The sequence below is a fragment of the Jeotgalibacillus aurantiacus genome (genome assembly GCF_020595125.1).
Lineage (GTDB): Bacteria > Bacillota > Bacilli > Bacillales > Jeotgalibacillaceae > Jeotgalibacillus > Jeotgalibacillus aurantiacus.
The window spans coordinates 480,163-506,014 of the sequence record NZ_JACNMS010000003.1 but is presented as its reverse complement, the minus strand read 5'-3'; the positions used below and the strand labels follow the sequence as shown (position 1 = coordinate 506,014).

Annotated in this window: 25 protein-coding genes and 1 riboswitch; of the genes, 4 read left to right on the top strand and 21 right to left on the bottom strand. The window is 43.5% G+C overall.

All coding sequences use genetic code 11. The features are described from left to right. Nucleotides 1–164: 164 nt before the first annotated feature. From H7968_RS12195 to H7968_RS12125, 15 genes are all read right to left on the bottom strand, one after another. Nucleotides 165–884 (bottom strand): hypothetical protein, encoded by a 720-nt coding sequence (locus tag H7968_RS12195; RefSeq protein ID WP_227396416.1) that lies wholly within the window; start codon nucleotides 882–884, stop codon nucleotides 165–167. Continuing rightward, nucleotides 878–1,621, bottom strand: coding sequence for a hypothetical protein (locus H7968_RS12190; protein WP_227396415.1), 744 nt, complete (start codon nucleotides 1,619–1,621; stop codon nucleotides 878–880). Before H7968_RS12190 ends, H7968_RS12195 begins: the two co-directional genes overlap by 7 nt. Then, nucleotides 1,593–2,498, bottom strand: a complete 906-nt coding sequence (locus tag H7968_RS12185; RefSeq protein ID WP_227396414.1) for an ATP-binding cassette domain-containing protein — start codon at nucleotides 2,496–2,498, stop codon at nucleotides 1,593–1,595. The genes H7968_RS12190 and H7968_RS12185 overlap by 29 nt, the downstream gene beginning before the upstream one ends. Continuing rightward, nucleotides 2,495–2,878: a GntR family transcriptional regulator gene (locus tag H7968_RS12180; protein ID WP_227396413.1), complete on the bottom strand. Its 384-nt coding sequence runs from the start codon at nucleotides 2,876–2,878 to the stop codon at nucleotides 2,495–2,497. Before H7968_RS12180 ends, H7968_RS12185 begins: the two co-directional genes overlap by 4 nt. Before the next feature lie 458 nt (nucleotides 2,879–3,336). Next, nucleotides 3,337–4,521 (bottom strand): cation:proton antiporter, encoded by a 1,185-nt coding sequence (locus H7968_RS12175; RefSeq protein WP_227396412.1) that lies wholly within the window; start codon nucleotides 4,519–4,521, stop codon nucleotides 3,337–3,339. Nucleotides 4,522–4,824: 303 nt separating this feature from the next. After that, nucleotides 4,825–5,898 (bottom strand): ABC transporter substrate-binding protein, encoded by a 1,074-nt coding sequence (locus tag H7968_RS12170; RefSeq protein WP_227396411.1) that lies wholly within the window; start codon nucleotides 5,896–5,898, stop codon nucleotides 4,825–4,827. After that, nucleotides 5,898–6,701 carry an ABC transporter permease gene (locus H7968_RS12165; protein ID WP_134374845.1) on the bottom strand — a complete coding sequence of 268 codons (804 nt, stop codon included), beginning with the start codon at nucleotides 6,699–6,701 and terminating at the stop codon, nucleotides 5,898–5,900. Before H7968_RS12165 ends, H7968_RS12170 begins: the two co-directional genes overlap by 1 nt. Then, nucleotides 6,685–7,503, bottom strand: a complete 819-nt coding sequence (locus H7968_RS12160) for an ABC transporter permease (protein ID WP_227396410.1) — start codon at nucleotides 7,501–7,503, stop codon at nucleotides 6,685–6,687. The genes H7968_RS12165 and H7968_RS12160 overlap by 17 nt, the downstream gene beginning before the upstream one ends. Next, the gene (locus H7968_RS12155; protein ID WP_227396409.1) at nucleotides 7,493–8,593 is read right to left on the bottom strand and encodes an ABC transporter ATP-binding protein; all 1,101 of its coding nucleotides are present in this window, start codon (nucleotides 8,591–8,593) and stop codon (nucleotides 7,493–7,495) included. The genes H7968_RS12160 and H7968_RS12155 overlap by 11 nt, the downstream gene beginning before the upstream one ends. Nucleotides 8,594–9,206: 613 nt before the next feature. Then, entirely contained in the window at nucleotides 9,207–10,004 is a 798-nt protein-coding gene (locus H7968_RS12150) for an SDR family NAD(P)-dependent oxidoreductase (RefSeq protein WP_227396408.1), read from the bottom strand. 50 nt (nucleotides 10,005–10,054) lie between these two features. Then, nucleotides 10,055–11,227: a cystathionine beta-lyase gene (metC, locus tag H7968_RS12145; RefSeq protein ID WP_227396407.1), complete on the bottom strand. Its 1,173-nt coding sequence runs from the start codon at nucleotides 11,225–11,227 to the stop codon at nucleotides 10,055–10,057. Then, complete coding sequence (locus tag H7968_RS12140) at nucleotides 11,208–12,341, bottom strand: methionine biosynthesis PLP-dependent protein (RefSeq protein ID WP_227396406.1); 1,134 nt, start codon at nucleotides 12,339–12,341, stop codon at nucleotides 11,208–11,210. Before H7968_RS12140 ends, metC begins: the two co-directional genes overlap by 20 nt. Nucleotides 12,342–12,440: 99 nt before the next feature. Continuing rightward, a riboswitch (SAM riboswitch) is annotated at nucleotides 12,441–12,543 on the bottom strand. A gap of 665 nt (nucleotides 12,544–13,208) precedes the next feature. Beyond that, nucleotides 13,209–13,913, bottom strand: coding sequence for a type 1 glutamine amidotransferase (locus H7968_RS12135; RefSeq protein WP_227396405.1), 705 nt, complete (start codon nucleotides 13,911–13,913; stop codon nucleotides 13,209–13,211). A 21-nt stretch (nucleotides 13,914–13,934) separates the two neighbouring features. Next, complete coding sequence (locus tag H7968_RS12130; protein ID WP_227396404.1) at nucleotides 13,935–14,918, bottom strand: DUF4003 family protein; 984 nt, start codon at nucleotides 14,916–14,918, stop codon at nucleotides 13,935–13,937. A 15-nt stretch (nucleotides 14,919–14,933) separates the two neighbouring features. Further along, nucleotides 14,934–15,575 carry a FusB/FusC family EF-G-binding protein gene (locus H7968_RS12125; RefSeq protein ID WP_227396403.1) on the bottom strand — a complete coding sequence of 214 codons (642 nt, stop codon included), beginning with the start codon at nucleotides 15,573–15,575 and terminating at the stop codon, nucleotides 14,934–14,936. A 179-nt stretch (nucleotides 15,576–15,754) separates the two neighbouring features. On the opposite strand from H7968_RS12125, the gene H7968_RS12120 reads away from it, so the two are divergent. From H7968_RS12120 to H7968_RS12110, 3 genes are all read left to right on the top strand, one after another. Continuing rightward, on the top strand, nucleotides 15,755–16,732 hold the full coding sequence (locus H7968_RS12120; RefSeq protein WP_319799497.1) for a Gfo/Idh/MocA family protein: 978 nt from the start codon (nucleotides 15,755–15,757) through the stop codon (nucleotides 16,730–16,732). 341 nt (nucleotides 16,733–17,073) lie between these two features. Continuing rightward, the gene (locus H7968_RS12115; protein WP_227396535.1) at nucleotides 17,074–17,874 is read left to right on the top strand and encodes a transporter substrate-binding domain-containing protein; all 801 of its coding nucleotides are present in this window, start codon (nucleotides 17,074–17,076) and stop codon (nucleotides 17,872–17,874) included. Between the two features lie 20 nt (nucleotides 17,875–17,894). Next, entirely contained in the window at nucleotides 17,895–18,572 is a 678-nt protein-coding gene (locus H7968_RS12110; RefSeq protein ID WP_134374825.1) for an amino acid ABC transporter permease, read from the top strand. A gap of 70 nt (nucleotides 18,573–18,642) precedes the next feature. On the opposite strand, the gene H7968_RS12105 is transcribed toward H7968_RS12110, so the two are convergent. The 5 genes from H7968_RS12105 to H7968_RS12085 form a co-directional block, all read right to left on the bottom strand. Continuing rightward, nucleotides 18,643–19,647: a sodium:calcium antiporter gene (locus H7968_RS12105; protein ID WP_227396401.1), complete on the bottom strand. Its 1,005-nt coding sequence runs from the start codon at nucleotides 19,645–19,647 to the stop codon at nucleotides 18,643–18,645. Between the two features lie 285 nt (nucleotides 19,648–19,932). Next, nucleotides 19,933–20,379: a hypothetical protein gene (locus tag H7968_RS12100; protein WP_227396400.1), complete on the bottom strand. Its 447-nt coding sequence runs from the start codon at nucleotides 20,377–20,379 to the stop codon at nucleotides 19,933–19,935. A gap of 4 nt (nucleotides 20,380–20,383) precedes the next feature. Continuing rightward, on the bottom strand, nucleotides 20,384–21,025 hold the full coding sequence (locus H7968_RS12095; RefSeq protein WP_227396399.1) for a uracil-DNA glycosylase: 642 nt from the start codon (nucleotides 21,023–21,025) through the stop codon (nucleotides 20,384–20,386). 267 nt (nucleotides 21,026–21,292) lie between these two features. Continuing rightward, a complete protein-coding gene (locus H7968_RS12090; protein WP_227396398.1) occupies nucleotides 21,293–22,228 on the bottom strand; it encodes a manganese-dependent inorganic pyrophosphatase in 936 nt (311 codons plus the stop codon). Between the two features lie 138 nt (nucleotides 22,229–22,366). Next, nucleotides 22,367–22,747 (bottom strand): hypothetical protein, encoded by a 381-nt coding sequence (locus tag H7968_RS12085; RefSeq protein ID WP_134374815.1) that lies wholly within the window; start codon nucleotides 22,745–22,747, stop codon nucleotides 22,367–22,369. Between the two features lie 172 nt (nucleotides 22,748–22,919). Here H7968_RS12085 and H7968_RS12080 point away from each other — a divergent pair, with 172 nt between their 5' ends. After that, complete coding sequence (locus tag H7968_RS12080) at nucleotides 22,920–24,341, top strand: MFS transporter (protein ID WP_319799501.1); 1,422 nt, start codon at nucleotides 22,920–22,922, stop codon at nucleotides 24,339–24,341. Between the two features lie 412 nt (nucleotides 24,342–24,753). Here the strand turns inward: H7968_RS12080 and H7968_RS12075 are convergent, their stop codons facing one another. Continuing rightward, nucleotides 24,754–25,800, bottom strand: coding sequence for a lactonase family protein (locus tag H7968_RS12075; RefSeq protein ID WP_227396533.1), 1,047 nt, complete (start codon nucleotides 25,798–25,800; stop codon nucleotides 24,754–24,756). Nucleotides 25,801–25,852: the final 52 nt, after the last annotated feature.

Genomic DNA, 25,852 nt, shown 5'->3' with positions numbered 1-25,852 from the left:
GCTAGCGCTTTGCGCTACGCTGTCTCACCTGTCGCTCCTCTGCCGTAGGAGTCTTCGGGGGCCTCCTGACCTTGGGAACACTTCAATCAAAATCTAATATTCCGAATAACTTTTAGTTCAAAAATTAAACTGGATGTTCTTCAGTTGAATGATGTATTAGATTTTTATTGCTCAAATTGATAAATTGGATCGTTTTCGTCGTATTTCAGTTCCAGACTTTCCGGAATTTGAAGGTGGTAAATTGTTAGGCCTTCTCTGAAGTTCATATTGGATAATATATGCGGGTCGCTATCCATGAATTGTTCATTGACGATTGATGGGGTGAATTGAGCGTACTCTAAATCAATGTGAGACTGTTCAGGGATTTTCAGAATCATTGTTCCCTGTGAGTAAGTGAATTCACTTTTCCAAAAGTCTTCTGAGACATCAACTCCATTTACTAAGAAAGGAGTTGCATAGGTGTCAATTAGTATCTCCGCATCCAGTCCGGATTCTTCTGTGATAATAATGGTGTGATTGTGAGAAGTATAAATCCCAGTTGAATCTTTAAGCTCCAATGTCTCTGTTTGCAACTCAATCCTTTCCTGTCCCTTGAAGTATTTCTCATCAATTTTCTCAAAGTTTCTGTTCATGGCCTGTTCCTGTAATGTCGAGTTTTGCATTTCATCTACATGAAGGGAATTGTATGTTTGAGCTGATGACTCAGTTCCTTCACTCGCGTAATAGAAGATCATGGTTATGATTAAAATCAGTGCATATGATCCGAGCATATACTTTACGGGGATACGACTTACTCCAACTCTTGGTTTTTTAAATCTTTTCACAAGAAAATAAAGTAAACAAGCAAATAGTATGACAGGTATAATTGTGATGAATTCTACCATTCTCTCACGTCCTCTCTCCGTAGACCCAGGACCGCTAATAAGAAAAAGACAGTTGCAGTCAGGAGCATCTTTACCGCAAATAAAAGCACTGACGATTCCTGAAAATAAAATTCAAAAATATAATTAATGACAGGGAATCTGACGGTCATCATTCCCGGTAATACAAATAAAATCGGGATTAAAATAATAAAGGCACGATGGATCTGCACGAGATTTCCAAGCAGGTAACCGGCAGAAGCAATGAGCAGCAAATAGCCAAAGATTCCGATAAAAGTAACGGTCTGCTCACCAAACCCTCCGATTACAGTTGTACCTGGAAGAGTATCTGAATCCGCAACAATCTTCATGACCATAAAAATCACATAAGAGCTTAAGACTGTAAAAACTGCCGCAGTAAACGTGACAGTGACAATGAAAAGCGCACTGGAAATAGAGCTGGTCAGACGGTTTGTGATAAATGAAAAATCTTCATATCGATAGCTTCTTGATGCTATAAGGAATGCCGTAATGGCTGCCCAGAATAATGTGAAGAAAAACACGACATTTATGGAATAGGTTGAGATATTGACGGAATAGTAATCACTCATCATACTTCCTCCGGTATTTGCAACGGAGGAAAATACGAGCCCAATCAACTGCACGATCAATAAACTTCTCCAGAAATCTTTATACGTTGATAGCTTAAAGACAAACTGCTTTTTAATCACCTCAGCTGTACTGACGTTTGTTAAAGACATCATCGATCCCTCCTTTATCGCGGTTTGTCAGGTAGATGCAAATATCACTGGCCGATACCTGGGAAAATCTTAATCCAGATGCTGTGGCTTTTTCGGCAGCGGTGAAATCATTTTTGACAATTGCTGTGATCATTCCTGCCATTTCTTCTTTTTTTGCAATGACAGTCTGGTTTTGAATCCACACATTAACTGCTGATTCCGGTCCTGCAACAGCAACAGCATATTCTTTCACTTCTTCAACAGGAAGATGCAAAATCGTTTTCCCCTGATCAATCAAAAGAAGATCTTCGAGCAGGTCTTCGATTTCATCAAGGTGATGACTGGAGATCAGCATGGTTCTTGGATGGGCCAGGTAGTCCTTTAAAAGAGCCCTTAAGAAATCCTTTCTCACAGAGGCATCCATCCCGGTTGTCGGCTCATCAAAAATAGTAAGCGGGCATCTTGCCGCAAGACCCAACACACCATGTAATGTGTTTTTCTGACCTTTAGAGAGTCCTGCCTGCGTCGCCGTTAGAGGCAGTGCAAAATAGGAAATCAGTTCCTCCGCCAGCTTCTGGTCCCAGTTCGCATAAAATTTGCTGTGATGATACAGAAGTTCACGAATCGGCATGGCATCTGAATACACAGTATGCTCATCCAAATACATGCTGTTAGCAGAAACCTTCAAACTGTTAAACGGCTTCTCTCCGAACACTTTCACTTCCCCGTCAGTTGGTTTGAGATAACCGGCAAGCATTTTAAGAAGTGTTGTTTTACCTGCACCGTTGCGTCCGACTACACCGGTGATCGTATGTTCACGAATCGAAAAATCAGCATCTATTAAACCTCTACCGCCTCTGTATTTCTTAGCTGCATGACGACATTCAATCAAACTCATAACGCTGCCCCTTTCCGGCGTTTTCCCTCCTGCTGAATCATACGAATTAACTCCTGTTCTCCAACATTTAAGTGCGATGCTTCTTCAACAATTTCAGAAACGAGTGCTGTTAATGTTTCGTTGATTCTTCTGTGTCGAATTTGTTCTGCTGCCTGTTCTGTCACAAACATACCGAGTCCCCTTTTTTTATATAAAATGCCTGCGTCAGCTAAAATGGTCAGTCCTTTTGCGGCTGTTGCAGGGTTGATGTTGAATTGATCTGCCAGCTGATACTGGGAATACATTTTTTCATCTGCTTTAAACCGCTCCTGAAGAATTTCTGTTTCAAGCCATTCGGCAATTTGAACATAAATCGGTTTTACGCTGTCCGGATTCAGCATAAGGTCACCACCTTCCTTTTTCTAGTGCATTACTGTTGTAATGTACTATATACTTATTTCTTGAAATTGGCAACTGATTTTGGGAAAGAATTTGGGTTTGTGAGGTTGGCGGTGTAATTTGTGAGGTTCGTTGCTGAATTCGTCAGGTTAGTGTTGGAGTTCGTGAGGTTAGAAGCGGAATTCGTCAGTTCCTCAGAAAGTTTGCCAGTTCAGTGATATTTGGCCTACTCCAGACATGACATCACTTTTAAAAAACATGTTGCCTCAAGAATATAAGGTTCGTGAGGTTAGACATTAAGTTCGTCAGCTTTGCACCCGAGTTCGTGAGGTTAGAAGCGGAATTCGTCAGTTCCACAGAAAGTTTGCCAGTTCAGTGATATTTAGCCTACTCCAGACATGACATCACTTTTAAAAAATCAAAAACCGGCGCTATTTTCAGCCCCGGTCTCTTCCAATCATTATTTCAATTTCCTCGCCAACGGATAAACCCCGAAACTTTGTATAAATAAAGATAGCATCAGCGCCATAAAGGCAAGCGCCGTAAGCATTTCGATCCCATCTGTTCCGGAAGCCTCTAGCAGCAACAGGAGGACCACTGACATTGTTCCTTTTACACCGGCGAACGAAATGAGAAAGGATTCTTTTCCCGTCACCGTTCTTTTGCCGGACGGAATCAGTGAAATCGTACCAACCACTACAGATGTCCGCACGATCAAAGACAAGATGAAAATCCCAACCGCCGGGATCAGAAGCTCTAAATTTATGTAACTGACTGATGTAAAACCGATTAACAAAAATACGAGTGATAATAGAGTGGGCTCTACAACATCCCAGAAATGATCAAGCGATTCCCTGTAATGGTCTTCTCTGTTAATTCTTCCAAACTCCCACGACAGCATAAGGCCTGCTGCAACGGTCGCCAAAACACCTGAAATACCGAACGCTTCAGCCAGATAGAAAATACCGTATGCCATCACGATGCTCAACATGACCTGATACTCCTGGTGGTGTGTGAAATGCACAGCGCGGCTGACAACCCAACCGCACACAATACCGATTAACGAGCCGCCCAATGAGACGTAAAGAAATTCTCCTGAGAATGCACCTATGGAAAAAGAGTCATTTTCCGTTACAAGTGTGAGGAGTGTTGCAAAAATCACATAGCTCGTTCCATCATTAATCAGCGACTCCCCTTCTACAATATCTCCAACCTTTTCGTTATCCATTGATTTATGCAGGATCGATGTAACGGAAACAGGATCAGTCGGTGTTAAAATGGCTGAAATCAGCAATGCATGTAAAAACGGCATTTCTATAAATAATCCTGCGAGCCAGAATATCAATCCACCTAAAATCAGCACCATCAGAATCAGACTGACTGTACTTAACAGTCCGATCACAAACGCATTTTTCTTCAGTGCAGCAACTGAATATTTATAAGCTGAAATAAATAAAAGTGCGGGTAAAATGATTTCATAAAGTGCGGTTTCCGAAAGCATCAGCCCTTCAAAAAACGGAATAAAGGCCAATATAATTCCGATGCCTGCAAGTACCGGCGGCCTTGGAAATACCTGACTTCGTTTATCAGCAGTGAAAATAATATACCCTATCAATAAAAGCAGGATAATTTGAACCGGATCCATGAGGATTCCTCCTTTATTTAAAAAGTGTTTACCACTTATTAACATAGTAAAACCTTGTTGATTTTATAAGTTATGACTCAGATTCGTGCGTGAATGAATCATTTCTCGATAGGTCTATGGATATAATTCTGAGAACCATGCATGATATTTTGCGAACTGATCACATCATATTGCGAACGACTCGGTTTATTTTGCGAAACTTCCGCAAAATCCTGTGAACCTCCGCCAAAATCCTGCGAACCTGCCTCCTGACTCTTTCCCCAAAAGAAAAACCGACCAGCTCAGCTGATCGGTTACTCTTACTTATCTTAAATTCATCTTAAACTCTAAAAACAGTTCATTATAGCGCCCGAGCCACTCTGGTCCGAGGTTGTCGTATACTTCGAGACGTTCTGTTACTTCTTCCGGTGGATAAAAGCGCTCATCTTCTGCTACTTCGGGAGGAAGCAACTCATACCCTGCTGCGTTTGGCGTGGAGTAGCCTACGTATTCAGCGTTTTGAGCGGCATTTTCCGGGTCCAGCATGAAGTTTATGAACTGGTGGGCTCCTTCAACATTATCCGCTGTTTTCGGAATGACCATATTATCAAACCAGAGATTGGAACCTTCTTCCGGCACAACGTAGTCAAGGTCTTCATTTTCATACATGATCTCAGCTGCTTCACCGGACCAGACGACGCCGAGTGGGGCTTCTCCGTTTCCGATCAGCATTTTGATCTCATCCCCGACAATTGCTTTGATATTCGGAGACAACGTCTGGAGTTTTTCCTGAGCCTCTAACAGCTCAGACTCTTCTTTTGTATTGAGAGAGTATCCGAGACTGTTTAAGCCCATCCCCATGATTTCACGTGCTCCGTCAACTAGGAGAATATCGTTGCGGAGGTCGTCTGCCCACAGGTCGTCCCAGCTGGTCAGCTCGCGGCCAACCATCTCCTTATTGTAAACGATGCCAACTGTTCCCCAGAAATACGGGATAGAGTAGGCATTACCGGGATCAAAGGACAGATCCATAAAGTCAGGGTTCAGATACTCCATATTCGGCAGCTGACTGTGATCAAGCTCAATTAACAGGTCGTCCTCAATCATTTTATCAATGGTGTACTCAGACGGGACGGCGATATCATACGTCGTTCCACCTTGTTCAATCTTTGTCAGCATCGCTTCGTTTGAATCGAACGTTTCGTAAATGACGCGAATGCCTGTTTCTTCTTCAAATTTAGTGATCAATTCTTCATCAATATAATCTCCCCAGTTAAAAACGGTCAGCGTATTACTGCCGCCACCGCCTCCCTGGGAAGCATCCAGACGATCTACCACGACGAGTAAAACAAGCGCAATGACTGTCACGATACCAAAAATACGAATGAGTTTTGCCATTATTTACGAACCCCCATTCCTACCAGTCCGCCACTGCGTTTACTGATAAAGTAGTAGCCGATGACAAGTGCCAGCGTGACAAAGAAAATCAATGTCGATAAAGCATTAATCTGGAGCGAAATTCCCTGTCTGGCAAGAGAATAAATTTCAACGGATAACGTCGAGAAGCCATTTCCTGTCACAAAAAATGTGACGGCAAAGTCATCAAGCGAATACGTTAAAGCCATAAAAAATCCGGCAAAAATACCAGGCGTAATGTAAGGGATGACAACTTTTGAAAGCACCTCAAAGCGGCTTGCACCAAGATCACGCGCTGCATCAATCAGCGTCGGACTCATTTCCTGAAGTTTTGGAAGCACCATGATGACCACAATCGGCACACTAAATGCGATGTGCGCCAGTAGGACAGAGGTGAATCCAAGGCGGATCCCGATGATCGTGAACAGGATCAGGAATGAAGCACCGATAATCACGTCCGGACTGACAATCAGCACATTGTTTAACGACAGCAGGGTATTTTTCATCCGCTGCTGCTTTACATACATGATCGCAAGTGCGCCAAACACACCGATAATCGTTGAAATGACCGCTGACAGCAGGGCAATGATGACGGTATTCAGCACGATAATTAACAGTCTCGTGTCAGAGAAAACTGCACGATACCAGTCGAGCGTGAACCCTTCAAACCCGTACATATTCTCTCCGCTGTTAAACGAATAAAACATTAAGTAAAAAATAGGTGCATATAAAATCAAAAAGACAACTGCTAAGTAAATGCGGGACCATTTAAGCTTTTTTGTCATTGGTCAGTCCCCACTTTCTGTTTCCGGTTAAAAACATAATGACAAACATAGAGAGAATCAGGAACACGGCAATGACCGAACCCATTCCCCAGTCCTGTGTAACAAGAAAATGCTGTTCGATTGCTGTACCAAGCGTAATGACCTGATTTCCTGCAATTAGACGTGTGATCATAAACAGTGACAAAGACGGGATGAAAACAAGCTGACAGCCTGCTTTTACGCCATCAATCGTCAACGGAAAAATGACCTGCCTGAAGGATTCAAAGGCTGACGCACCGAGATCACGGGATGCATCCACGAGAGAAGGATTCAGTTTATCAAGCGCATTATAAATCGGTAAAATCATAAACGGAATAAAAATATAAACCGATACAAAGACGAAACTGAAATCAGTAAATAACAGCTGGCGCTCACCAATCCCCATTACCTCGAGGAGGGCATTGGCAGGACCATACGTCCCAAAGATCCCAAGAAACGCATATACCTTTAACAGCAGATTAATCCATGATGGAACGATAATCAGCAAAAGCCATAGCTGTTTATGCTTTAATTTAGTTAAAATAAGTGCAGTCGGGTACGAAATCAACAGCGCAAATAAGGTGATGAGAAACGCGTACCAGAAAGAACTGACTGCCAATTGAAAGTAGGTTGAGCTGAAAAAGTTTGCGTAATTGGCAAGCGTGAATCCTCCATCTAAATCTCTGAAGGAGTAAAATAGCACCATTAACAAGGGTGCCGCCACAAAAAAGACGATCCAGAAGCCATATGGAATTAAAAACAGATTTCTCGCTTTAGTTCCCATGGCCAGTCTCCGAGTAGCCTTCCAGGCGACGGTCGAAATCTTCTTCTGATTCATTGAAGCGCATGACATGAATCGCCTCAGGCTCAAACGTCAGACCGATTTCACTGCCAACCTCTGCTTTTCTTGTCGAATGGACAAGCCATTCATTATTAAATTCATCAAAGCAGCAAATCTCGTAATGAACCCCTCTGAACAGCTGTGAATCCACTTTTACTTTGAGTTTTCCTGCTTCACTCGTTGTAATCGCCAGATCCTCCGGACGAATGACAATTTCAATCTCTTCGTTCGGCTGAAGTCCAGCATCTACACATTCAAATTCTTTGCCTGCAAATGACACCCTGTAATCGGCGATCATTTTACCTGAAGTGATATTTGATTCCCCGATAAAATCTGCCACGAAACGGTTAATTGGCTCGTCGTAAATATCTGTTGGCGTTCCACTCTGCTGAATGACGCCGTTATTTAAAACGAAAATTTCATCAGACATCGCGAGTGCCTCTTCTTGATCATGCGTAACAAAAATGAACGTAATGCCTAGTCTCTGCTGAAGCTCGCGCAACTCATACTGCATTTCTGTACGAAGCTTTAAATCCAGCGCTGATAAAGGCTCGTCCAGCAAAATCACCTCAGGCTCATTGACAATGGCGCGGGCAATAGCCACACGCTGCCGCTGACCACCGGACATCTCGCTGATCTCACGCTGCTCATAGCCTTCAAGGTTTACGAACTTCAGTGCTTCCTTCACCTTTTCAGCGATGAGTGATTTTTTCATTTTTTTGATTTTAAGACCGAACGCAACGTTCTCAAATACATTCAAATGCGGAAAGAGCGCATAATCCTGAAAAACGGTATTTACCTGACGCTTGTTAGCAGGCACTTCATTAATCTTTTTGCCATCAAAATAAATAGATCCTTGTGAAGGTTCCATAAAACCGGCAATCAGGCGTAGAATGGTTGTTTTACCGCAGCCTGAAGGGCCTAATAAGGTATAGAATTTTCCTTTTTCTATATCAAACGATACGTTGTTTAAGACAACGGAATCATCAAACTGGTGGCTGACCTGCTCGAAACGAATAATGGTGTTAGTCAATTATGCATCCTCCTTTTATGTAAGCAGCGTGTGCTTTTATCTATTGTAAAGAATATAGGAAATTGTCACGATTTCAAGATGTTTATTTTGGATGTGTGAGGATTTAAAACCGTGCCTGAAAATCCCTCCCTTTCCTTTGTCCAGCTCCGGCGACTAGCCCCTCGAGGTCATAAGTCAAAGCTGAACGAGGGTAAAGGGCAACCCTCTTTTCATCTTCGCCTTATGCTTGTCGGGGCTGGACGAGTCGCCTCCGCTTTTCCAAGGCCGCGCGGTGAGCCAGCTAGTGCACCGCACTGCGCTGTCTCACCTGTCGCTTTTCTGCCGCAGGAGTCTGCGGGTGTGTCATGCACTTTAAATATTGGATGAAAATAAAATGTACTAAAAGATTGTCACATCAAGTTTGTGTAACGAAAATGTATAACTCGAAAGATGACATCAAACTGGTTAGGTAAGAAAGGGAGACAGGCAATCCGATTAATTAGATCCGTTACTAATTAATCTAAACCTCATTCCACAATAAAGACTGCAGTTTGGCTGCTGCAGTCTTTGTCGCAAATTTATTTAAGCATGATTATACAGGTAATTCAAGCAATTTTTTCGCAAGCCGAAAGATTTAACGCATGACGCTGCCACCGGAGATTTTGACGGATTCTCCGACGATGTTTTCAGCTGCGTCCGATAGTAAAAAGAGAATGGTTCTGGCTACTTCTTCCGGCTGTGTGATCCGGCCGGATGGGAGTCCTTTTTCAACCTGTTTGAGCTGTTCTTCGAAGGATCTGCCTTCCCGGTCAGCTTTTTTCTTAATGGCATTCCGGCCCATTTCAGTATCAACGAAACCTGGGCAGACGGCATTGACTCTGACTCCGTGTTCAATCGCTTCAACTGCAAAGGATTGGGTGAAACCGATGACTGCAAACTTAGATGCAGCATAGGCGGTGTTGCCATGTGTCCCTCTCAGTCCGGAAAGGGAGGATACGTTGACGACGGCTCCTTTTCCTGCCGCTTTCATGTCGGAGTAAAGCAGCTGGGTCAGCGCAACGGTAGAAAAGTAGTTGAGCTCCATGATCTTTTTCATGTCTTCTTCTTTCAATTTCTCCAGTATATCTCCTCCGGAAATGCCGGCAGAGTTGACGAGTCCTGTAATAGATCCTGAAGACTCTTTCGCTTTTTCGAGCAGATGCTGCCTGCCGCCCTCCTCATTGAGATCGGATGTTACGATGGTCAGTTTGTCTGCAATGCGGGCTTTTTCGCATTCTGCTTTTAATGCATTAAGCTTTTCTTCATTGCGTCCGGTTGCAGTGACTGAGGCACCTGCCTTAAGTGCTTCAATCACCGTAGCATAGCCGATTCCGCCTGTTGCACCTGTAACGAGAATATGTTCATGTTGAAATGAATCATTTGAAAAAAGCATCGAATCCCTCCGTATGGTTAATGGTAGACTATTCCACACGGAGCGTTCTGTTAAACGTTAAGCGCGGCATACTCAGATGCTTTGGCAAGCGCCTGTTTGACGTCTGCCAACAGATCATCCGGATCCTCAAGCCCAACAGAAAGCCGCAGCAGTCCGTCTGTAATGCCACGCTTTTCCCGTTCTGCAAGAGGCATCGCTGCGTGTGACATTGTAGCCGGATAGGATAAAATGGATTCCACTGCACCAAGACTTACCGCAAACACTGGAATTTTCATCGCCTCTACAAATACTCCCGCACATTCTTTAGAAGGGAGTCTAAATGATAGTACTGCTCCCGCCCCGGTCGATTGGCGCTGATGAATATGATAGCCAGCGTGAAACGAAAACCCGGGATAGTATACTTCATCAATCAGTGGATTATGGTGAAGATATTGAGCAATATCACGAGCTGTCTCAGATGACTGCTTCATACGCACACTGAGCGTTTTAATACCGCGCAGCAACAGCCAGCTATCCTGCACACCGAGAATCGATCCAAATGAGTTCTGAATAAACTTTAACCGTGATGCAATTTCTTCATCCTTTACCGCAGCAAGCCCTGCCACGACATCACTATGGCCGGACAAAAACTTGGTGGCACTGTGAAGCACGAGATCCGCTCCCAGATCCAGCGGCTTTTGATAAAGAGGTGTCATAAATGTGTTATCAACAAAAGTGAGACAGCCATGCGCTTTTGCCACCTTCGCCACACCCTCGATATCCGTTATATTCAGCGTCGGATTGGATGGCGTCTCTACATAAATGACCCTCGTATTCGGCCGGACGTTTCTGGCCGTCTCATCCAGGTCCGTCATATCAATAAATGTATGATCAATGCCAAAGCGTGTCAGCACCTCTGTGATCACACGATAGGTGCCGCCGTATACATCCTTTGACACAAGGACATGATCACCGGCTGACAGCAGCATAAAGGCTGATGAGATCGCCGCCATACCGGAAGCAAATGCAAATCCGGCTGTACCATTTTCAAGATCAGCAATCGTTTCCTCCAGCGCTTGTCTGGTCGGATTTCCTGAGCGGCTGTAATCGTAAGGACCGAATTCATCAATAGACTGCTGATGATACGTCGAAGAATAATGCAGAGGTACGTTGACTGCCCCTGTCTGTTTATCAATATAAGATGGCTGATGCAGCAGCTTCGTGTCAAAGCGATGTTCTGTCATATGCTGTCTCCTCCTTACAGGCTGCTTCTAGCGCCTTTTTTAAATCATTTTTCAAGTCCTCAACCTGTTCGATTCCTACTGAAAAACGCAGAAGCCTTTTACAAATGCCTTTTTTCTCCCGTTCTTCCTCAGGAATATCCGCGTGTGTCTGCGTTGCAGGATACGTAATAAAGCTTTCCACCCCACCAAGACTTTCCGCAAATGAGATCACTTGAGTCGAGCGTAAAAATGGATCAATCCATTCTTCTTTTTCGAGGCGGAAAGATAACATCCCGCCAACCTTCGGATAGATGACATCTGTCACGCCAGTCTGTTCAGCCAGAAAATCCGCCAGTGCCTGTGCATTTTCCTGATGACGGTCCATCCTCAGCGCGAGTGTCTTCATTCCGCGGATCAACAGCCAGGAATCCATCGGGGATAAGACGGCTCCTGCGCCGTTATGCATCTGAAACAGCTTTTCACTCAGCGCTTCTCCTTTTGTCACAACAAGTCCCGCCAACACATCATTGTGCCCACCGAGATACTTCGTTGCACTATGAATCACAATGTCTGCACCATGCTCAATCGGTCTCTGTAAATAAGGCGTTAAAAACGTATTATCCGCAATAAATAACAGATTATATTTTTCAGTAAAAGCTCCGACCTTATTCAGATCAGTCAGCTTCATCAACGGGTTTGTCGGTGTTTCAACAAAAACGGCTTTTACTTCTTCCGTGTATGCTTTTTCAAGTTCATCAGCATTGTTTGTATCAAGATAACGAAAGGTCACATTGAATTGGTTCTCCCAATGATTAAACAACCGGTACGTCCCTCCGTACAAATCATCTGAGGCAAGGATGACATCTCCCGGTTTAAATAGTGATAAAACAAGCTGTATCGCAGCCATGCCAGAGCTCGTCGCGAATCCGGCATCCCCTTTTTCCAGCCGGGCAATTCCTTCCTCCAAAATGGCTCTCGTAGGATTTTTTGTTCTCGTATAGTCGTATCCTGTTGATTCGCCAAGTCCACTGTGACGGTAAGCCGTCGACAAGTAAATCGGTGGATTCACCGTACCTGTATCTTTCTCACTGCGATTACCAAGCTGTGCAAGCTCTGTTTCCGGGAAATAACTCATCTTCCTCATTCCTTTCAAACCGGGATTCAATCTTTATGTTTTTGGTCAATAAAAAAGAACCTAATCTATGATAAGAGAAGGTTCTTTACGTGTAAGGTCCTCTTATCATTCAGGCATACGCCTGCTGGCATTAGCACCGGGCTATAAATAGCTGGTTGCTGAGGCGTCAAAGGGCCAGTCCCTCAACCTCTCTCGATAAGATATGAAATTGTCAGAAAAATTAATGTTGTTGTATAGACTACCTTATTTTGCTGGAAGAAGCAAGGGAAAGATGATAAAAAGGAGAAGCTCAAGCTCATTCGTAGTCTCTACAGGATCACTTTTTTGAGAGTGGTTAAATAACGAATAAGAGTTGTCAAATAAACAGATGAAGTGGTCAAATAATGCAAAAGAGTTGTCAAATACCAGCAAAAAGTTGTCTAATCAATGGGAATGGCCGCTCGCAATCCTGTACCTGGACGCAGGATCAAGCTAGATTACTCAAAATCTTCAAGAGCCCCCGGCCTGCGCCGGGATATTTTGTGAGAGTGGTTAAATAAGGGCTGAGAGTAGTTAAATAACAATCGAAAGTGGTCAAATAAATGTAAAGAGTGGTCAAATAACCCGAAAGAGTAGTTAAATAACTCGAATACGTCCCTAAACGCCCGCCTCCGCTTTTTTAGTCACAAATATAGCCGGAGCCTGTGTGTCGGCAGGCTCCGGCTCAATAGAGGGGGTGTCGCTTTTATTCTTCCTGGCAGCAAAGTGACGGTGCGAATCGAAACTTTGCAGCAGAAGTTGTGTTAAGAATCAGCGACGATTCGTTTATGTTTAGTTGAGAATGAATCTCATTCTTATTGTATACACAATTCAAAAAGATGTCTACCCCTAATCAATCTTTTTTTCACCGGATACGCCGAGAAATTTTTCGAGTATCGGTTGGAAACGGTTATGGCTTTGTTCTACGTAACCTGGATCGGCACGTGGTTCTTCGATTTCAACGGAGGTATCTCTCAATTCAATCTCCTGATGATCATGGTCAATGAGCTGTTGAATCCCTTTCACTGTCATTTCAGGGTGAAATTGAAACGCCAGTACCTGATCTGTATAAAATCCCTGAACAGGTGTCAGATCCGTTTTGCCAAGCGGTTTTGTACCTTCTGGAAGCTCATACAGATCGCTATGCCAGTGAAACATCGGGATGTCCATGTCCTCCACATCAAAATCCTCCAAAAAGCCGTGGTCCCAGTTAATCTCAGCCCACCCCATTTCATACTTGGGAAGCGTATGAACTTCTGTGCCGTAAATGTGGGCAAGCAGCTGAGAACCGAGGCAAATTCCGATCACCTTATGCCCGTGCTGAAGTGCTTTTTCAATATAAGCCACTTCCTTCTGCATCCATTCAGTATCGGGCAGGTCCAACACACTCATCGGACCGCCAAGGACAACGAGTACATCCTCATCTTCGAGCTCCGGGTAGTTTACAGGCTTTTTCGCATCAAAATAATGAAGACTGCACCCCCATACTTTTACCCACTCTTCCAAAAAGCCTGCATCATCATACCAGACGTGCTGCAAACAAATCAGTCTCATATTGGTTCCCCGTCTCTGTATTTAATCGCTTGATGAACTTGCTGCAGCTGCTGCGGATGCTGAAATCGCAGCAAAGGTCGCTGCCTGTTGTGCCTGTAAAATGGATTCAATCGTCGTTGCCAGACCGACATCCAAAAAGCGGTTTTCCTCCGCCTGCTTCTGTACAACAAAGCGCACGGCAACCATGAAGCATAGATCCCGATGCCACTTGAATTGCTTATGGCTGACCAGAGTTTCAAAAACATCTTTCACGTCCGGCAGCAGATCAGACGGTCTCCCAGCCAATGCTAAAACGCCCACCACCGGCAAATGGTTCCCGCGGAGCTTCATCTTATTCTGTCTCAGGTCATCAAGCCAGGTAACCGTGTTCTGCACGAGCAGCTGGCGATTATCCTGACGCCCGTAAGTAAGAATTTGAGACAGGAATTGTCTGTTATTGCCCTTTGCCAGTACGATGTGAAGCTGGTCGTAATAATAAGACATATCATCGAGAAGTTCTTCCTGCTCTCCCTCCTCCTCAGCAAGCAACACAGAGAGCGGATAATCTTCGTGTGAGGTCAGGAAAAAATGCTTTTCTTTAATTCCTTTATACATATTGATGGATCGTTCTACATGCGCATCAGCATCATCCCCATCTTTTAAAGAACTGAACAGAGCATAGGCAGCAATGTAGGCGTGTGGACTCCTTTTAAAGCCACCTTCGATCAGTTTTTCATAGATTTGCATCATGTCAGGATAGGCACTTTGAGGATCTTCATACTCAGCCCACAGCAGACCCGCCAGCATAAATCTTAAATCCGTTGACTGTACGTAGGAAAATGCACTTGATTCGTCCTTTATGAAGTCAACGAGACGGATAAATTCATTGAGCTGAAAAGGTTTTTCGTGCGCTGCAAGCTGCCCGGCAATCATGATTAATGACTGATTGTTTGCCCGCCAACGGTATTTTTTTCGAAGTTGTTCATAAATCGCTACAAAAGATTTGATTTGATCTTCCACCTTCATGAATGGTCACCTCAATTACATTTTCACTACCTGGCGTAAAAAACCTTCGAGTGATTCCGTATTTTGTATAGATTGATTGCATTCTTTACTGTCGTAGCAAATGTAATGGCCAAATGCTTTGTATGGATCCTGCTGACCGGCTTTCGTCTGAATGCTCGTAAATGCAACATCTCCAAAGCGCCCACAAAAATGACATAGACCTTTCTTTGCAGAAATGACATATCTGCCCTGTATGCCGGTTAATTTCCCATTTATGGGATAGACAAAATATTGTTTATCCTGACCAATGTCTTTCCAACCGAGATACGTAAGTGCTTTGAAATCAATCGCATTCAGGTCAGGGATACTGAGCTTCTTCACTTTTGGAAAAAGGCCACGCAAATCCGCCGGTGTGATCGCCGGAAAGGATTCTCTGTAAGGTAGCAGTGATAATAAAAATGCGTTACGTTCTTCCTCTGTGCCAAGCGAGGAAATAGCTGAAAGCACGTCTTCCTGTTCTGAAGTGAGATTGTCAAAACTCTCGATCACTTTTGCCTCTGCTATCTCTTTTACAGCCGTGCGGACACCCTGATCCGTTGTGCCAATGACCTGGCGCTGCATGCCGGCAATCTGGTGTTTGATTATATTAAATTGATGATTAGAAATAAATGGTTCCATCGCAATCTCCCTTTAGTCCTGGTGTAGTATTCTTACGCACAAATGGCGAACAGGTTTCACCAAAGTATTATTCTCTTTCTATACCCTCATCACACCCTTTTGACGCATGTAAATGTTGTTTTTGACGGAGTTTACCATGTAAACTGTTCAACAGGTGTACATAGAAAGGATGATCAATGATGAGATTCGGCGTAATCGGGACAAACTGGATTACAGAGTCATTTATAGAAGCTGCCCGTACAGTGGATGGCGCAAGTGTTACCGCTGTTTGTTCAAGAAAGCTCGAGACCGCAAAAAATTTCGCAGAAAAAAATGATCTGACACATACTTATGAGTCGATCACGGACATGTGTCACAGTGGAGAGATTGATGCTGTTTATCTGGCGACACCAAATGCGGTGCATCATGAACAGGCGATTGAATGTATGGAGTCCGGTATTCCTGTCTTATGTGAAAAGCCTTTAACTGCAACAAAAGCGATGGCTGAAAAGATGATCAGCGTATCAAGAAAAGAAAATGTTCTTTTAATGGAAGCGATGAAATCAACGGTCATGCCAAACTTTAAGAAGATCCAGGAATCACTGCCCCTACTTGGAGACATCAGACAGGTGCGCGCTCATTACGGGCAATACTCTTCCAGGTACGACAAATTTAAAGCGGGCGAAGTACTGAACGCTTTCAAGCCGGATCTGGCAAACGGATCTTTAATGGACTTAGGCGTCTATACGCTTTATCCGATCGTGACATTATTCGGCAGACCCAATGAAGTACATGCAATCAGTACGAATTTGTCCACAGGTGTCGATGGACAGGGTATGGTGCTGCTTTCATACGATGAAATGAATGTCACATTAAGTTACTCCAAAATTGCAGACAGTTTTCTTGCAAGCGAGATTTCCGGTGAGAAAGCTGCTCTTCATATTGACCATATCAGCTCTCCTGAAAAAGTAAGCCTGATGTCAAAGCAGGATGGTGTGACGGATCTCTCAGTAGCACAATCCAAACCTCCGATGGCGTATGAAGTGGAAGAATTTATCCGCACATACGAAAGCGGAACGATTCAGTCATCTGTCAACACCCACGAACGATCTTTATTGACTGTTGAACTGATGGAGGCAATCAGAAAGCAGATTGGTGTTGTTTATCCGTTAGACTGAACTTAAACCGGGTCTCTCCTAAATGGAGGGCCCGTTTTTTCATTGGAATACCAATTGATCTGCTGACGAAACCCCACTTTTCTAACCTCTGCTGTCTTTTTTAGACTGTCCTTATTCATTGTCCAAGTGAACAAACCCGCTCTATACCCCCTACTCTATTTCAGGATGAGATGAAATGACTGATTATTCACTCACAAACCCTTATTTACCAGCACTTTGAGAGCATATCTTTTCCTTGTGAAAAACCTACTGAAATGCTATGGTTTTAAAGGATTAATATTTGAGGAGGATGTATCTTGAACGCAAAATACCCTTTTAAAAAACGGGCTTTGACAGCTGGCATGCTTTCAGTTGTCCTTTTAACAGCATGCGGTTCTTCTGGTTCAGATGAATCAGCGACTGCATGGGATACGATTCAGGAGGAAGGTGTACTGAAGGTTGCCACGTCAGGAACTTTGTATCCTACTTCTTATTATGACGAGGAAACCGAAGAGCTGACGGGCTTTGAAGTAGAAGTTGTCAAAGAGCTGGCTGAGCGGCTTGAGCTTGAAGTGGAATGGGAGGAAATCGGTTTTGACGGAATGCTGACTGCCGTTAATACTGGTCAGGTTGATCTTGCCTCTAATGATATCGAGATCACTGAGGAGCGCGCCGAGGATTTCGCATTTACGACACCGATTAAGTATTCTTACGGAACAGCGATCGTTCGTGAAGATGACCTGTCAGGCATCGAAACGTTTGAAGATCTTGCCGGCAAGCGTGCGGCAGGTGCTGCAACATCCGTTTACATGGACCTTGCCCGTGAATACGGAGCAGAAGAAGTCATCTACGACAATGCGACTAATGAACAATATCTACGTGATGTGTCAGTTGGAAATACAGACGTTATCCTGAATGACTATTACTTGCAAACACTTGCGCTTGAAGCATTTCCTGACCTTGGTTTGACGATTCATCCGAATCTTCAGTACAGCCCTTCCGAAGTAGGCATGGTGATGAATCCGGAAAACGAAGAGCTGGTTGAGAATGTAAACCGCGTTCTTGATGAAATGCTTGAAGATGGTACAATCGCTGAAATCTCAGCACAGTTTTTCGCCGGTGAAGATGTTACACAAAAACCGGATATTGAATTTGAAAATTAATATTTGAAAGGAGCGGGACAATGGGCGATATTCGATGGGATTTACTGTTTGATCCACAATTAGCATGGGAATCATTCCCTTTTGTTATTTCCGGTATTGGTTATACCATGCTCATTTCTCTCGTCAGTATGGCAGCCGGTCTCGTTCTCGGTTTTTTTATTGCTTTAGCGAGAACGTCAAAGTATTCATTTCTCAGATGGCCTGCACGCACGTATATTTCATTTATGCGTGGTGTCCCGATTCTGGTCATCCTATTTTTACTGTACTTCGGCATGCCTGTTATTGGGGTACAGATTCCAGCCCTGCAGGCAGCGCTGATCGCTTTCAGTATCAATAGCGCCGCTTATATCGCAGAAATTATACGATCATCCCTGTCAGCTGTCGATAAAGGACAATGGGAATCATCAAAAGCACTTGGCCTGAGCTATTGGCAGACAATGTTTGGCATCATTTTGCCTCAATCAATCAGAACCGCTACACCACCGCTTGCCAACGTACAGCTGGATATTATCAAGGCTACATCACTGGCTGCGATCATTACTGTGCCTGAGATTTTCCAGAAAGCCCGTATTGTTGGTGGACGGGAATTTGATTTCATGACGATGTACATTATGGTCGCTCTTATTTATTGGGCCATTTGCGCAGCCATGACAGTGTTCCAAAACTACCTCGAAAAACGCTATGAAGAATATTTATAAAATTATTTTCAATGATAAAAAAGGCCGGCCTCATTCTGCTCTTGTTCAGAGAAGAATGAGGCCGGTTTTTTTATTGCGTAATAAAAATCAAATACGATGAAACGAAGTATCCGACAATAATAATCAGGGATGGCAGCACGTATTTAAACGTTGAAGCAGCTTTTTTCATCAGGACGGAGCTCATAATCACAATGGACAGAATTGTAACCGCAACAGCCGTCACAATATGTGAGTTGGATACCGCAGAAATGATAGCTCCCTCACGATAGAAAATGTCTGATCCTGCAAGAATCAACATATTGAAAATGTTACTTCCGAGAATAGAGCCAAGAGCAAGATTGACGTTTCTTAATCTAAGCGCTACCAGAACTGATACGGCCTCAGGTAATGAAGTGGTCGCTGCAATCAGGAAGCTTCCGACAAAACTTGAACCAAGCCCTGTCACGACTGCGATTTCATCACCCATAATCGATAGAACCGTACCCGCTCCCATAATGACGATTGCCGCTACAATAAAGCCTATTACGGCATGTTTCACTGACATCGTAAATTCAGCAGATTTTTTATCAACCTTTGTCTCTTTAGGCTCTGCCGGCACTTCAATAGCAGGTGCTTTAGGAAGTCTGCTGATAATGACCATTCCAATAATATAGACTATGGCAATGATTAACGCATCAAGCCCGATATTAAATACAGAAACATCGATTTTCAGCAGAAGTGAAATCAGAACCATGATCGTCAGTAAAAGCCCAAGACCAGCCGTATACAAATGATCATTACTGGCATTTAAAAACAGTTTTCTCTGTCTGTAATACAAGTCAAAGCACGCAATAATAAATAAATTAAATAAGTTTGAACCGAGCATGTTTCCGACTGCAATATCCGGATTACCGATGACGACAGCAGATAAACTCGTCGTTACCTCCGGAAGCGAAGTTGCCCCTGCCAGCAGAAGCGTTCCTACTAAAAGCCCGCCCATTGCTGTTTTTGTACTGATGACATCAGCATAAGTCGACAATTTAATTGCTGCAAAAACCGTAACAGCTGCAGCAAGAATAAACCATACAAAAACCAAAATAGTTCCTCCTTTATGAAATAAAATACACCTATCATTTCTGCATGATATTGGAAACAAAAAAGACCTTTTTATGAGATCTCGGCCTGTAAAGCAGAGCACTCATAAAAAGGTCTTGCGTACTCTTAATCAACTAAAGAGCTCAATGAACCGAGCAGGTCTTCTCTGCCGTAATGACGATTCATTGACCGGTAAAGGTCGCTACTCCCCTTTTTAGGGACTATTTATTTCACTATGATGTAATATACCACAATAATTAAGAATTAAACGATCAAAATGTAATTTTTACTGAATCTTAATGCTTTCCAGCTGTTCGAGAATATAAGCTGTATCTTTTTGATTCTTACAGGAATTCGCGAATGCTTCTGCCGTTTGTTTAGCCTGCAGCATTTCTTCAGGTTGATTCAATAGCGAATACGCCCGTGCCAAAGCTTCATACACAAATGCCTCGTCAAAATCATTAAGACCGTATTGCTGATATATCCTTTCATTTGCTCTGGCATACACCAGCGCCTGTTCCCCATTTCCCGCCTCAGCAAAGGCACGAGAAATCTGCCAGTCTCCTCTTGACCAGTTGACGTGCGTCCCCGCTTCTCCCCAGTGAAATCTCGAAGTTTGGGCAAGTCTGATCATCTCCAGCGTTTCATCCTCTGTCCGTTCAGACTGGTCTATTAAATCCCAGGCTGCATTAAATAGTTGTATAGCAAGTGCTTTATGCTGTTCTTTATCCATCTGATCACCCCTTTTTTATTATTCTCTTTAACGTATTTAAATCCTCCATCAACTTTTCTTCCAGACTGCGATTGTAAAAAACAGCTGCCGGATGAAAGGTCGGGAAGATTTTATATGACCTGTCTGTCCAGTGATAAGATTTGTCCTCCAGTGACCGCAAATATTGCACCGGCTGTTCGATCAGCTGTCCATGAATTTGCGTTACCTTTTTATCGTTACCGGCCAGTCTCTGAAGACCAATGTTACCGAGTGTCACGATGATCGGCGACTGAATATGCTTTATTTCATAATCAAGAATTGGCGCATGGGCCAGAATCTCTTTTTTAGTTGGGGTACGATTATAAGTCCGCTTGATGATTTCGCCATCTCTGGTTCTCTTCTCACCCCATTTATAAGGACGGCTTCTGACCGCGCTCGTGATATACACCTGTTCCCTCGTTAATCCAAGAAAATCGAGAGACTTCATCAGTTCGGCACCTGCTCTGCCGCTAAAGGGAATGCCATTATGTATTTCAGTCTCTCCAGGTGCTTCTCCAACCAGCATTAAGGCGGGATGTTCAGGGCCCTCCCCATACACAAACCCTTCGACTGGAAACCCTTCTATTCGTTTACGGCCCAGTTCAGCTAAATGTTCCGGAATTCTCATGATGTTCCCTCCTTTTGGTCTGTATTCCCTGTTTTGTCGAGGGCAAGCATTGTTTTTTGAGTAGATGTCGTGTTGATCGCATAGTCCTTTTTTCACTGAACTGGCAAACTTTCTGATAAGCTCACGAACCTGCCGCCGAAACTCACAAACTTCCCTTTCAACCTCACAAACTTCTCTTCTATCCTCACAAACCTCTACTCTTAGCTCACGTTCTCCATCATCAAAAAAGGACAGACCCTGTTTCAGGTCCGTCCCGCTTTTTAAATTTTACGCTTCTTCGTTAAATGTGTCTGTCAGCACAGGAACGATCTGCTTCTTACGTGATACAACACCTTTAAGCAATGCTGTTCCGTTTGCTAACGTTACTTTAAATGCTTTTTCCGCTTTTGATGCGTGAGCACCACGGACAATAATGGTGGAATCACTGTTTAAAATATCTGTAACCGCCACGATCGACAATGAAAGATTTTTATCTACCACTGCACGGTCCATCGCCTCTTCAATTTCAGCCTGACGACTAAGAATATCGTTCGGGTCAATGGCATTCACCTGTGCGATTTCAACATCATGTCCACCCATTTCAAAGACTTTTGCGTCAAGAGAAACAAGCTCATCCGCTGTTTTACCGCTCAGGTCTGCTCCTGCTTTCAGCATTTCAAGACCATACTCTTCGGTATTCACTCCGGCAATCGACTGCAGTTCTTCCGCAGCTTTACGGTCCTGATCTGTGCAGGTAGGAGATTTGAAAAGCAGTGAGTCAGAAATAATCGCTGAAAGCATCAGCCCTGCAATTTCTTTTGGAATCTCAACACCATTTTCCTTATACAACTTCAATAGAATCGTAGCTGTACATCCAACCGGCTCTGCTCTGAAATAAACCGGATCACTCGTTTCGAAGTTTGCAATTCTGTGATGATCAATGACTTCAAGCACCTGTACGTCATTGATATCTTCAACACTTTGCTGACGTTCATTGTGATCAACAAGGATCACCTGACCCGTTTCTTCTGAAGCTTTTGAAATCAGTCTAGGCTGTTCTGTTTTAAATGTCTCCAGCGCAAAAGCTGTTTCACCGTTAATCTCACCAAGACGTACCGCTTCCGCATCCATACCAAGCTGCTGCTTTAAATAAGCGTAGGCGATTGCAGAGGTGATCGTATCTGTATCAGGATTTTTGTGTCCAAAAACGAGAACTTTACTCATATTGAGGCTCCTTTATAAATGGAATTGTTATTCAAATCAATCATTCCCATTTTAGCAAGGATTGCAGAAAGATTGAAGTCAGATTTCCTAAACACATAAAAAAAGAGTATCTTTATAAAAAGATACTCAATCAATTCATTATTTTTTTCGCAATAAGGCAAGTGTTTTCTCAATATCATTCAATAATTCATGATCTTCCGTCTTCTTCTTTTCTTCCTTCTTGCCAGGACGGTCCATGATACTGAAAGGCTTTCTTGTATAGGTCGTCTCTTTTAATTGCTCGATCTTTTTCAAAATGGCAACATGGCTGATGCGGACATACTTACCTTCTTCATCGTACAGCTCTTCATTGACACTAATCTGGGCCTCGACTTTTTCACCTTTTACAAGTCCCTTATCAACAGCAGTTGTCCAAATGAAACGGTTTCCGGCTGCATCAGTAAAATGAATGACGTTTGAAAGATGTGACTTAGCCCTAGGCTTCACGTGTATAACTTCCAGATCAATCGTAATTCTCATTGCGTTAATCCTCTCTCTCTATTTCTCTATGTAGAATGTTTATATGACAAAACCCAATTCACTACCAATAAAATGAAAAGTTTAAAGGACTTTTTCAGTATAAATGATAGTGCGGTGCAGTTGTCAATTAGAAATACCATCCATTTAAAGGGATTTATCAAAAAAGGTTGCTATAACAACTTTTTTAGCAATAAAAATATCATTTTTTATTTATTCGTTTGTCCTGATTAAAAAACATCATCACTTATTTTCTGAAAAAACAGACTTTCGTACGATTTTTCATGTATATGCAAATGTATTGACAGCTGTTATGGATGAGTATAACATATTTAGGATATCTAAAAGACATTGTAATTGTGGACATTTTATAGAGAAAGAAGGCATCAACGTGGGAGCGGAACAAAAGAAAAAAATGATCATATTAATGATCAATATGTTTATTGCTATCGGAAGCTTTGGAATTATTATTCCTATCCTGCCGGCTTATCTGGAGTCAATTGGTCAGGGCGGTCAGGCAGCAGGTCTGATTATTGCGATTTTTGCCGGCGCGCAGCTGATTATGTCACCCATTGCCGGCAAGTGGACAGACGTATATGGCCGTAGAAAAATGATTATCTATGGTCTGGCAGGTCTGACACTGTCTATGTTTATTTTTTACCTTGCTGATAACCTTTGGATTTTATATTCTTCCCGTGTAATTGGTGGGGTTGGAGCGGCTCTTCTTGTACCTGCAATTTTCGCTTATGTAGCTGACATTACAACACTCGATCAGCGTGCAAAAGGAAACAGTTACATCTCCGCTGCTATGTCACTCGGGATTGTCATCGGACCTGGAATCGGTGGATTTCTGGCAGACTTCGGACTAAAAACACCTCTACTCGTTTCAGCTCTCGTTTCTTTAGTGGCTGTCATTTTCTCCATTGTCGTATTGGAAGAAAGCCTTGCAGAGCATGAACGTCCGGAAATCGTGGAAGGTGACGATCCACTTCTGAAGAAACTTGCGCTTTCGGTAAAGAAACCCTACTTTATACCCTTGTTCATCACACTGATCATGAGCTTCGGTTTGTTGGCATATGAAACAGTGATCGGATTATTCGTCGATATTCAATTCGGTGCATCACCGGCAGACATTGCCCTTATGATTACGTCAACAGGGATAATCAGCGTTATTGTCCAGCTGTTCGTAGTAGAGCGTGTAGTCAGACGTTTCGGTGAAGGTACAACGCTAAATATCTTCCTTGGGGTTGCTGCTGCAGGATTTTTAATGACACTGTTTGCGTCAACTTACGTAAGCTTTTTCATCATTACATTGATTGTCTTCCTTGCAACTTCTTTACTGCGCCCGGTACTGACAACGCTTGTATCAAAGCTTGCCGGTAACGAGCAGGGGTTTGCAATGGGTATGAATAATACTTATATGAGTATCGGAAACGTGCTCGGACCAACCATTGCAGGAGCATTGTTTGATATCAATATCCTGTATCCATTTATGCTTGGGCTGGTAATTTTGTTAATTACAATGGGGGTTTCGATCGCCTGGCAGAAACAGCAGGCTAAGAAGCTTGCAAAGGTTGAAGCGGATCAGCCGGTTTGATGAAAATGAAGAGCTGTACAGCGAATCGTGCTGTACAGCTTTTTTGGTTTTATAAGTCGGGCCGGACTCATCCTTCTCTTTCCTTTGTCTAGCTGCGGCGACTAGCCCCTCGAGGTCATAGGTCAAAGATGAACGAGGGCGAAGGTCAGCCCTCTTTTCATCTTCGCCTTATGCTTGTCGGGGCTGGACAAGTCGCCTCCGCTTTTCTATGGGCCGGGCGGTGAACCCCTTGTGCTTCGCACAAGGGGTTCACCTGTCCCTTTCCGCCACAGAAGTCTTCGGATGAGTCCGGCCCTCGTTGTGTGATTATACCACCCGGTTTTTGTTAAAGAATCGGGACATACTAAGCTGTTTACCTGTCGCTTCTCTAAAGACAATCCGCAATAATGTCAGTATTCTCAGGTGATTATTTTCACTTCAGAAATTTCACGCATACCGGTTCCGGTACTTCGATTTTTTGTCCTGTCCATGTGAGTCTTCCTGTTTCAGGATCGCGGTTAAAGAGAACGATACTGTCGCTTTCCTGATTGGATGCCACGATATATTTTTCACTTGGATCAAGGACGAAGTCACGCGGCCAGTTGCCTTCTGTTGATACGTATTCAATATGTGTCAGTTCACCGTTGTTTTCATCCGCTGAGTAGACTGCGATGGAGTTATGACCACGATTGCCTGCGTAGACGAAACGACCGTCAGATGAGATATGAATCGCGCTTCCCTGACTGTTTTCAGTGAAATCACCTGGAATAGCTGGGATTGCCTGAAGCTGTCGGAAGTTTCCTGTTTCTTTATCATAGGCAAGGGTCAGTACTTCATTGGTGAGCTCTGTCATGCAGTATGCCAGAGGCTGTTCAGGGTGGAAGACAAGGTGACGTGGTCCTGCTCCTGCTTCTGTTTTGAACACAGACGCCTCTTGCAGCGCTCCTTCCTGATAACGATAGGAAATGATTTCGTCTGTTCCGAGATCAACAGCGACTATATAGCGCCCGTCAGGTGAAAATCCGCTGTAATGAGTGTGTGCAGCATCCTGTCTGTCTTTGTTAGGACCTTCACCTTCATGCTTCACGACATCAAGTTGCTCCTTTAATGCGCCTGTTTCCGGATCACGGCTGTAAAGCGCAAGTGTACCGTCATGGTAAAAAGCAGCTGCTGCAAACTTTCCGTCAGGACTCACACTTAGATGACAAGGAGAACCATCTTTTACGTTAAGGTGATTGATATACGTCAGTTCCCCCGTCTGCTGGTCGACTTGATAGGCTGACAAACCACCAGGTGCCACGGCATACAAATAGCCCTGCGAGTGATCCGCGTTTACATAGGTTGGACTGTCCCCTTTCGCTGCTACTCCCTTTACTGAAAGTGATCCTGTTTCTGTATTCAGTTCAATCTGATAAATACCTTTACTGGACTTTCTTGTATATGTACCAATGTAACCGGTGAATTGATTTGTCACTTTGATCCTCTCCTTTCATTCTCCTGTTCTCATACCACATTTTCCATCAACAGAAACC

Coding starts and splice junctions, on each gene's coding strand:
- H7968_RS12180 (WP_227396413.1), bottom strand. CDS start 2,878: ATGCTGAATCCGGACAGCGTAAAACCGATTTATGTTCAAATTGCCGAA.
- H7968_RS12150 (WP_227396408.1), bottom strand. CDS start 10,004: ATGCTTTTTTCAAATGATTCATTTCAACATGAACATATTCTCGTTACA.
- H7968_RS12165 (WP_134374845.1), bottom strand. CDS start 6,701: ATGACAAAAAAGCTTAAATGGTCCCGCATTTACTTAGCAGTTGTCTTT.
- H7968_RS12195 (WP_227396416.1), bottom strand. CDS start 884: ATGGTAGAATTCATCACAATTATACCTGTCATACTATTTGCTTGTTTA.
- H7968_RS12095 (WP_227396399.1), bottom strand. CDS start 21,025: ATGAGAATTCCGGAACATTTAGCTGAACTGGGCCGTAAACGAATAGAA.
- H7968_RS12120 (WP_319799497.1), top strand. CDS start 15,755: ATGAGATTCGGCGTAATCGGGACAAACTGGATTACAGAGTCATTTATA.
- H7968_RS12090 (WP_227396398.1), bottom strand. CDS start 22,228: ATGAGTAAAGTTCTCGTTTTTGGACACAAAAATCCTGATACAGATACG.
- H7968_RS12170 (WP_227396411.1), bottom strand. CDS start 5,898: ATGGCAAAACTCATTCGTATTTTTGGTATCGTGACAGTCATTGCGCTT.
- H7968_RS12100 (WP_227396400.1), bottom strand. CDS start 20,379: ATGGATAAAGAACAGCATAAAGCACTTGCTATACAACTATTTAATGCA.
- H7968_RS12190 (WP_227396415.1), bottom strand. CDS start 1,621: ATGTCTTTAACAAACGTCAGTACAGCTGAGGTGATTAAAAAGCAGTTT.
- metC (WP_227396407.1), bottom strand. CDS start 11,227: ATGACAGAACATCGCTTTGACACGAAGCTGCTGCATCAGCCATCTTAT.
- H7968_RS12125 (WP_227396403.1), bottom strand. CDS start 15,575: ATGGAACCATTTATTTCTAATCATCAATTTAATATAATCAAACACCAG.
- H7968_RS12160 (WP_227396410.1), bottom strand. CDS start 7,503: ATGGGAACTAAAGCGAGAAATCTGTTTTTAATTCCATATGGCTTCTGG.
- H7968_RS12130 (WP_227396404.1), bottom strand. CDS start 14,918: ATGAAGGTGGAAGATCAAATCAAATCTTTTGTAGCGATTTATGAACAA.
- H7968_RS12185 (WP_227396414.1), bottom strand. CDS start 2,498: ATGAGTTTGATTGAATGTCGTCATGCAGCTAAGAAATACAGAGGCGGT.
- H7968_RS12085 (WP_134374815.1), bottom strand. CDS start 22,747: ATGAGAATTACGATTGATCTGGAAGTTATACACGTGAAGCCTAGGGCT.
- H7968_RS12110 (WP_134374825.1), top strand. CDS start 17,895: ATGGGCGATATTCGATGGGATTTACTGTTTGATCCACAATTAGCATGG.
- H7968_RS12140 (WP_227396406.1), bottom strand. CDS start 12,341: ATGAGTTATTTCCCGGAAACAGAGCTTGCACAGCTTGGTAATCGCAGT.
- H7968_RS12135 (WP_227396405.1), bottom strand. CDS start 13,913: ATGAGACTGATTTGTTTGCAGCACGTCTGGTATGATGATGCAGGCTTT.
- H7968_RS12175 (WP_227396412.1), bottom strand. CDS start 4,521: ATGGATCCGGTTCAAATTATCCTGCTTTTATTGATAGGGTATATTATT.
- H7968_RS12115 (WP_227396535.1), top strand. CDS start 17,074: ATGCTTTCAGTTGTCCTTTTAACAGCATGCGGTTCTTCTGGTTCAGAT.